Annotated in this window: 5 protein-coding genes; 4 read left to right on the top strand and 1 reads right to left on the bottom strand. The window is 72.8% G+C overall.

What is annotated here, in order from left to right; translation table 11 throughout:
* From D8M29_RS07295 to D8M29_RS07285, 3 genes are all read left to right on the top strand, one after another.
* The coding region (locus D8M29_RS07295) for a nucleoside triphosphate pyrophosphatase (protein ID WP_127445875.1) at nt 1-494 on the top strand (494 nt) is incomplete at its 5' end.
* A gap of 164 nt (nt 495-658) precedes the next feature.
* Entirely contained in the window at nt 659-2,515 is a 1,857-nt protein-coding gene (locus D8M29_RS07290) for a biotin carboxylase N-terminal domain-containing protein (RefSeq protein ID WP_127435304.1), read from the top strand.
* 171 nt (nt 2,516-2,686) lie between these two features.
* Nucleotides 2,687-4,132, top strand: a complete 1,446-nt coding sequence (locus tag D8M29_RS07285; RefSeq protein WP_127435305.1) for an MFS transporter — start codon at nt 2,687-2,689, stop codon at nt 4,130-4,132.
* A 103-nt stretch (nt 4,133-4,235) separates the two neighbouring features.
* On the opposite strand, the gene D8M29_RS07280 is transcribed toward D8M29_RS07285, so the two are convergent.
* Entirely contained in the window at nt 4,236-5,666 is a 1,431-nt protein-coding gene (locus D8M29_RS07280; protein ID WP_127435306.1) for an NAD(P)H-quinone dehydrogenase, read from the bottom strand.
* A 73-nt stretch (nt 5,667-5,739) separates the two neighbouring features.
* Between D8M29_RS07280 and D8M29_RS07275 the strand changes: the two genes are divergently transcribed.
* Complete coding sequence (locus D8M29_RS07275) at nt 5,740-6,585, top strand: purine-nucleoside phosphorylase (RefSeq protein ID WP_002854392.1); 846 nt, start codon at nt 5,740-5,742, stop codon at nt 6,583-6,585.
* Nucleotides 6,586-6,712: the final 127 nt, after the last annotated feature.

The raw sequence follows: 6,712 nt of genomic DNA, 5'->3' as shown, positions 1-6,712 counted from the left end.
CCAAGGGCCGCGATGTGGCCGCCCGTGTGGCGGGCGCCGGCGTCGAGGCCCCCACGTTCGTGCTCGGCTGCGACTCCGTGTTCGAGTTCGAGGGCCGCGCCCACGGCAAGCCCTACGAGCCCGAGGTCGCCGTCGAGCGCTGGCGCGCCCAGGCCGGCCGGCAGGGCGTGCTGCATTCGGGCCACTGGCTGGGCCTGGTGCTGCCGGAGCCCGGGGTCGGGTCCGGGATGGCCGCGGAGGCGGGCGTGGTGTCCGCCGTCGTGCGCTTCGGCGCCGTCACCGAGGCCGAGATCCAGGCCTACGTGGCCACGGGCGAGCCGCTGCACTGCGCGGGCGCGTTCACGGTGGACGGTGCGGGCGCGGCCCTCGTGGACGGCGTGGACGGGGACCCCAACGCGGTGATCGGGCTGTCCGTGGCGTGGCTGCGGCGGGCCACGGCGGCCCTGGGCCAGGACTTCACCCGGTTGTGGGAACCCTCCAACGCGCAGCGCTGATCCGGCGCGACAGGGCCGCGTGCCTCGGAGGGTTCCGCCACACCGAGTAGGGTGCTGGTCAGAGTCGGCGCCGTCCCGCGCCTTTCGCCCCACCGGGTGAGGGGCACGACCCCGGACGTGGCGCCCGCACCCCCAGCCGTGATCGTCCGAGGAGTCCATCGCCCATGAGCATCGCCGACGCACCGCAGGCCTCGGTCGTCCCGCCCGTCGACCCCGCGGCGGAGCGCCGGTTCTCCCGGGTGCTGATCGCCAACCGCGGCGAGATCGCCGTGCGCATCATCCGGGCCTGCCAGGACGAGGGGCTGACCTCCGTGGCCGTCTACGCCGAGCCGGACCGGGACACCCTGCACGTGACGCTCGCGGACGAGGCCGTGGCCCTCGGCGGGGAGACCGCCGCCGACTCCTATCTGGTGATCGGCAAGATCCTCGACGCCGCCGAGCGCGCGGGCGCGGACGCCGTGCACCCCGGCTACGGCTTCCTCTCCGAGAACGCGGACTTCGCGCGCGCCGTGACCGACGCCGGGCTCGTGTGGATCGGACCGCCCGCCGAGGCGATCGACCGGTTGGGCGACAAGGTCTCGGCCCGCCAGCTGGCCACCAAGGTCGGCGCCCCGCTGGCACCGGGCACCACCTCCCCCGTGACCGGCACGGAGGAGGTCGTCGCGTTCGCGGACGAGTTCGGCCTGCCGGTGGCCATCAAGGCGGCCTACGGCGGCGGCGGCCGCGGCATCAAGGTGGCCCGCACGCGCGAGGAGATCCCGGAGTTCTACGAGTCCGCGGTCCGTGAGGCCGTGGCCGCGTTCGGCCGGGGCGAGTGCTTCGTGGAGCGGTTCCTGGACAAGCCGCGCCACGTGGAGACGCAGTGCCTGGCGGACGTGCACGGCGACGTCGTCGTGATCTCCACCCGCGACTGCTCGCTGCAGCGCCGCAACCAGAAGCTCGTGGAGGAGGCCCCGGCGCCGTTCCTCACGGATGAGCAGAACGCCCGCCTCGTGGAGTCCTCCAAGGCGATCCTGCAGGAGGCCGGCTACGTCGGCGCGGGCACGTGCGAGTTCCTCGTGGGCCAGGACGGCACCATCTCCTTCCTCGAGGTGAACACGCGCCTGCAGGTGGAGCACCCGGTCTCCGAGGAGATCACCGGCATCGACCTCGTGCGCGAGCAGTTCCGCCTGGCCCGTGGCGAGGCCCTCGGCTACACGGACCCGCAGCCCCGCGGCCACTCGATCGAGTTCCGTCTCAACGGCGAGGACCCGGGCCGCAACTTCCTGCCCGCCCCCGGCCGGCTCACCACGTTCCGCATGCCCAGCGGCCCGGGCGTGCGCGTGGACTCCGGCGTGGTGGAGGGCGAGGCCGTCTCCGGGGCCTTCGACTCCATGGTCGCCAAGCTGATCGTCACCGGCGCGGACCGCCGTCAGGCCCTGCAGCGCGCCGCCCGCGCCTTGCGCGAGGCCGAGATCGTCGGCATGCCCTCGGTGCTGCCCTTCCATCGCGCCGTGGTGCGCGACCCCGCCTTCGCCCCCGAGATCGCCGGCTCGGAGGAGCCGTTCTCGGTGCACACCCGGTGGATCGAGACGGAGTTCGCGAACCGCATCGAGCCGAGCGCCCTCACCCCGGCGGAGCCGGCCCCCCGCGAGGCGCGCCACACCGTGACCGTGGAGGTCAACGGCAAGCGCGTGGACGTCACCCTGCCCACGTGGGGCGAGGCCCTGCACACGATCTCCGGCGCCGCCCAGCGGGCCGGTGCGGGACGACGTCGGCCCCGCGGCAAGCGCGGCGCACCGGTGGCCGCGGCCGTCAGCACGGACGCGCTGACCGCCCCGATGCAGGGCACCGTGGTGAAGGTCGCCGCCGAGAACGGCCAGACCGTGGCCGAGGGCGACCTGATCGTGGTCGTGGAGGCCATGAAGATGGAGCAGCCGCTCGCGGCCCACCGCGCGGGCGTGGTCAGCGGTCTCGAGGTCGAGCCGGGCCAGACGGTCACGGCCGGCACGGTGATCGCCACCATCGCCGACGCGGAGTGAGCCGCCGGCGACGACGGCGGGGAGCGCCGGCGTCGTGGGCTGGTTCCACATGGTGGACGACGGGGACATGGTTCTCGCAGATCGGCGCGACGAGGCTTAACCTGACACGCATCTTCGTCTCACATCGTGGTCGTTCGCGACCCCCTGTGCCCGTCATACCAGGGAGACACCATGTCCCACTCCACCCCGCCCGCGAACCCGGGCGCCCCCACCGCCACCACCGATCTCACGTCGGACGCGGTCGCCGCTGCGGAGGAGGTGCCCCGCTCGCGGGTCATCATCGCCTCGCTCGTGGGCACCTCGATCGAGTTCTACGACTTCTACATCTACGCCACGGCCGCCGTCTCGGTGTTCCCGCTGATCTTCTTCGCGGGCGGCGACGACAACACGGCCCTGCTGGCCTCCATGGCCACCTTCGGCGCGGCGTTCGTCGCCCGGCCGCTGGGCGCCGTCGTCTTCGGCCACCTGGGCGATCGCGTGGGCCGCAAGACCACGCTCATCGGCTCGCTGCTCACCATGGGCATCGCGACGTTCCTCATCGGCCTGCTGCCCACGTACTTCCAGATCGGCCTGTGGGCGCCGGCCATGCTGACGCTGCTGCGCTTCTTCCAGGGTCTGGGGCTCGGCGGCGAGTGGTCCGGTGCCGCTCTGCTGGCCACCGAGTACGCCAAGGACGGCAAGCGCGCGCAGGCAGCCATGTGGCCGCAGCTCGGCGCGCCGATCGGCTTCCTGCTGGCCAACGGCCTGTTCCTCGCACTCGTGCTCGGCTTCAGCCACGACTCGACGAGCCCGGTGCTCGACGGCCCGTTCCTCACGTGGGTGTGGCGCGTGCCGTTCCTGCTCTCGATCGTGATGGTGGCCGTGGGCCTCTACGTCCGCGTCAAGCTCGAGGAGACCCCGGTCTTCCAGCGCGCCCTCGACCGCGACCAGCGCGTGAAGGCGCCGCTGGGCGAGGTGTTCCGCCGCAACTGGTGGGAGCTGATCCTGGGCACCTTCGTCATGTACGCCACCTACGTGCTCTTCTACCTGATGACCACGTGGATCCTCTCCTACGCGATCGGCAAGCCGGCCAACGGCTTCCTGGGTGTCCCCTACGCCGAGTTCCTCGTGCTGCAGCTGGTCGGCATCCTGTTCTTCGCGGCGTTCGTGCCGGTCTCCGGCCTGCTGGCGGACCGCTTCGGCCGCCGCCCCACCCTGATCGTGATCTCGGTGCTCATGGTGCTGTTCGGCCTCTCGTTCGGCCTGTGGCTCTCGCCGGAGAACATGGGCGTGGGTGCGGAGCTGAACGTGCCGCTGATGCTGACGTTCCTGGCCACGGGCATGACGCTCATGGGTCTGACCTTCGGGCCCATGTCTGCGATGCTGCCTGAGCTGTTCCCCACGAACACGCGGTACACCGGCTCCGGCATCGCGTACAACGTGTCCTCGATCCTCGGCGCGGCGCTGACCCCGTTCATCGCCGCCTGGCTGGTGCAGAAGTTCGACGTCTCCTACGTCGGCTACTACCTGGCCGCCGCCTCGGCGATCACCGTCATCGCGCTGGTGCTCTCCCCCGAGACCCGCCACACGGACCTCGACACCGTCACCTCGGCCCGCGAGCGCCGCGCCGCGCGCTGACCCCGCCCGGTTCCCCGCCCGCACTTTCGAACGTGAGATCGGGGGAATGGACGCTTTCGGTCGTGAGATAGGCCCTATCTCACGACCGAAAGTCGTCTCTGGGTCAGATGCGCACGTGCAGGCGGCGTGCCGCCTCCGCGATCGACCCGGACATGGACGGGTACACGGTGAAGGTGTCCGCGAGGTCGTCCACGTGCAGCTTGTGCGTGACCGCGAGCGCGAGCGCGTAGATCAGCTCGGAGGCGCGCGGCGAGACCACCACCCCGCCGATCACGGTGCCGGAACCCTGACGCGCGAAGATCTTCACGAACCCCTCCTCCGCGCCGGACATCTTGGCGCGGGGGTTGGTGTGGAAGTCCAGTCGCAGCACGTCCGCCTGGTACTGGCCGGAGTCCACCTGCGCCTGCGAGACACCCACGGTGGCGATCTCCGGCGAGGTGAAGATGTTCGAGGCCAGCAGGTGCGGGCGCAGCGGCTTGAGGGCGTCGCCGAGCAGGTGGGCCACGGCGATGCGCCCCTGCATGGCCGCCACCGAGGCGAGGGCGAGCTTGCCCGTGCAGTCGCCCGCCGCGTAGATGCTCGGCACGGACGTGCGGGAGACGCCGTCCACGAGCACGTGGCCGGAGCCGGTCAGCTTCACGCCCACGTCGTCGAGGCCGAGGCCCGCCGTGTTCGGCACGCCGCCGACGGCCACCAGCGCGTGGGAGCCCTCGATCGACGGGGTGTCCTCGGCGCCCTCGCCGGAGAGGTGCACGCGCACGCCGGTCTCGGTCCGCTCGACGGACTCGGCCCGGGAGCGGGAGACCACCCTGAGGCCGTTGCCCTCGAAGACCTTCTCGAGCAGTTCGGCGGCGTCGGCGTCCTCGCCGGGGAGCACGCGGTCGCGCGAGGAGACGAGGGTGACCTTGGCGCCGAGGCGGTTGTAGGCCGAGGCGAACTCGGCGCCGGTGACGCCGGAGCCCACGACGATCAGGTGCTCGGGAAGCTCCTTGAGGTTGTAGACCTGCTTCCAGTTGAAGATCCGCTCGCCGTCCGGGACGGCGGTGGGCAGCTCGCGGGGGCTCGCGCCGACGGCCACGAGGATCGCGTCCGAGGTGATGATCTCGGGCTCGGCGCCGGCGTCGGCGTCGTCGAGGGCGCGGACGGACACCTCGTGGGGGCCGACGACGCGGCCCACGCCGTCGATCACCCGGACGCCGACCCGCTCGAGGCCCGCGCGGATGTCCGAGGACTGCTCGTGGGCCAGGTTCAGGATGCGGTGGCCGACCCGGCCCATGTCCGCGTGGACGTCGCCCCCGCCGAGGTCGACGCCCAGGTCAACGGAGGCGCCCACGCGGCGCATCGAGTCGGCGGCGGCGATCAGCGTCTTGGAGGGGACCACGTCCGTGAGGACGGCCGCGCCGCCCAACCCCTGGCGCTCGACCAGGGTCACGCGGGCGCCCAGCTTCGCGGCCACCATGGCGGCCTCGTAGCCGCCGGGGCCGCCGCCGATGATGGTCAGGGACGGGATGAAGGTGCTGTTTTCCTCGGTCACGGGCTCCATTGTGTCCGCCGCGGACGGGAAAGTCCTAGCCCGCGCTCACGGGACACCGCCTAGACTCCACGACGTGACCGACCAGACCAGCATCCCCTCCCCCGACTCCCCCTTGACCGGCGACCATCCGGGCTTCGCCGAGGCCCGCGCGGCCGCCGACACCATCGCCCGGGCGACGGGCGTGGCGGAGCACCGCGTCGCCGTCGTCCTCGGCTCCGGCTGGGGCGAGGCCGCCGGCCTGATCGGCGACGAGGTCGCCGCCGTGCCGCTGGCCGAGGTGCCCGGCTTCCACGCCCCGAAGGTGCCCGGCCACAACGCGGTGATCCGCTCGGTCCGGCTGCCGGACGGCACGCACGCCCTCGTCTTCGGCTCGCGCACGCACTTCTACGAGTCCCGCGACGCCCAGGCCGTGGCGCACACCGTCCGCACCGCCGCCGCCGCCGGGGCGCGCACCGTGGTGCTGACCAACGGCTGTGGCGGGCTGGACCCGGAGATCGCCCCGGGCACCCCCGTCCTGATCGCGGACCACATCAACCTCACCGGCGCCACCCCGCTCGCCGGCGCCACGTTCGTGGACCTCACCGACCTCTACTCGCCGCGGCTGCGCGCGATCGCCCGTGAGGTGGACCCGTCCCTGCGCGAGGGCGTGTACGTCCAGTTCGCCGGCCCGCAGTACGAGACCCCCGCCGAGGTGCGGATGGCGCGCACCCTCGGCGGCGACCTCGTCGGCATGTCCACGGCACTGGACGCGATCGCGGCCCGTCACGCCGGGCTGGAGGTGTTCGGCATCTCGCTGGTGACCAACCTCGGCGCCGGCATCTCGGAGACGCCGCTGTCCCACGCCGAGGTCGTGGAGGCCGGTCAGGCCGCCGGCCCGCGCATCGCGCGCCTGCTCGCGGACATCGTGGGGCGGCTCTGATGCCCGCGCATCCCCCGCACGACGACGTCGCCGCGCTCCCGGAGGACGTCCTCGCCCGGGCTGAGCGGTGGGCGGCGGAGGACCCCGACCCCGCGCACCGGGACACCCTGCGCGCCGAGCTCGACGC

The organism is Micrococcus sp. HSID17227 (assembly GCF_003989405.1).
Lineage (GTDB): Bacteria > Actinomycetota > Actinomycetes > Actinomycetales > Micrococcaceae > Micrococcus > Micrococcus luteus.
The sequence above is the reverse complement of the archived record's forward strand: the minus strand, read 5'-3'. Positions and strand labels throughout refer to the sequence as shown.

Coding starts and splice junctions, on each gene's coding strand:
- D8M29_RS07285 (WP_127435305.1), top strand. CDS start 2,687: ATGTCCCACTCCACCCCGCCCGCGAACCCGGGCGCCCCCACCGCCACC.
- D8M29_RS07290 (WP_127435304.1), top strand. CDS start 659: ATGAGCATCGCCGACGCACCGCAGGCCTCGGTCGTCCCGCCCGTCGAC.